The sequence below is a fragment of the Candidatus Propionivibrio aalborgensis genome, from assembly GCF_900089945.1.
Classification (GTDB): domain Bacteria; phylum Pseudomonadota; class Gammaproteobacteria; order Burkholderiales; family Rhodocyclaceae; genus Propionivibrio; species Propionivibrio aalborgensis.
Genome location: NZ_FLQY01000296.1, coordinates 1 through 939 on the forward strand (window position 1 = coordinate 1; position 939 = coordinate 939).

The window sequence follows — 939 nt, forward strand, 5'->3', positions numbered from 1 at the left end:
GCAGAATAATTCGTGGGGCCGCGAGGTGGTCTTTCTCCGCGTAGCGGCTTCGTCCAACCCGTCAATCCAGCCGACCGGGATAAATGTGTGCTTGTTCTCAACCCGCATCACGCGGCGGGCTGATTTCTGCGTTGGGGGCTGGCCATCGGTCCATGAATCGTCGCATCTGATCCTTGGTTGAGAACCCCATCCATGCCCACCCGTTTATCGTTGCGCCACCGGAATGCCACTGCCCCGCATGGCCGTGGATTGGCCATGCCTCTGGTCCGAACGTGTCAAGGCACCACTCCATAACGGCGAAGCGCCGCGCCGTGTTGTGCGATCCTACAAAGGCGTCCACCATCCACGGCGTATTGCGCCAGACTACTTCCATCAAGGCCTTGCGCTCTGCGTCATCGTCGTTAAACGACAACACGCTGCGGTAGAGGTCAGTTCCGGCCCCCAACCCGGCGCTCAACGCGGACGTGCCGCATGTGCTTCCTTCAACCTTCGGTTCTTGCTCCATGCTCATCCTCCCTTGGTGGCGTCCGTGGGCGGCACGCCGGTTAGCTTCACGTTAGGCACCTATCATGTACCCAGTTCCACGAATGTCGAAGATAGTCATTGACGAGTGGTCAGAGGAACTGGCCGCGCGATTCAATTGCACGGCGGTAACTTTGCGCGAACAATCATCGCGCCTTCTTTCATTCCCACCGGAAACAATTCGAGTTGAACTGATGGACGACTCACAAGTGGAGTTCAAGTACGCATTCTTCATCGTCAGCGAGACAAGGAAGGCGATTGCCGTCTTCACGGAGCACTGCGGACACCATGTTTTCCCCTATCACGAAGCAAGAGTATTTCGCGAAGGTCTCTTGTCGTATGAGCAGCAAGGTGCCTAACGATTAAGGTTAGATCGTGATCGCGAAGCGAGCCACGATCTGAACCGGTTGTTGGACA

2 protein-coding genes are annotated in these 939 nt (G+C 56.8%); one reads left to right on the plus strand and one right to left on the minus strand.

From position 1 onward, the window contains the following. Positions 1 to 97 precede the first annotated feature (97 nt). Entirely contained in the window at positions 98 to 505 is a 408-nt protein-coding gene (locus PROAA_RS13320; protein WP_186411809.1) for a hypothetical protein, read from the minus strand. Between the two features lie 211 nt (positions 506 to 716). Between PROAA_RS13320 and PROAA_RS13325 the strand changes: the two genes are divergently transcribed. Then, positions 717 to 881, plus strand: a complete 165-nt coding sequence (locus PROAA_RS13325; RefSeq protein WP_186411810.1) for a hypothetical protein — start codon at positions 717 to 719, stop codon at positions 879 to 881. The last annotated feature ends 58 nt before the right edge of the window (positions 882 to 939 follow it).

Excerpts from the sequence above, each read along its gene's own strand:
- PROAA_RS13320 (WP_186411809.1), bottom strand. The coding sequence starts at position 505 with ATGGAGCAAGAACCGAAGGTTGAAGGAAGCACATGCGGCACGTCCGCG.
- PROAA_RS13325 (WP_186411810.1), top strand. The coding sequence starts at position 717 with ATGGACGACTCACAAGTGGAGTTCAAGTACGCATTCTTCATCGTCAGC.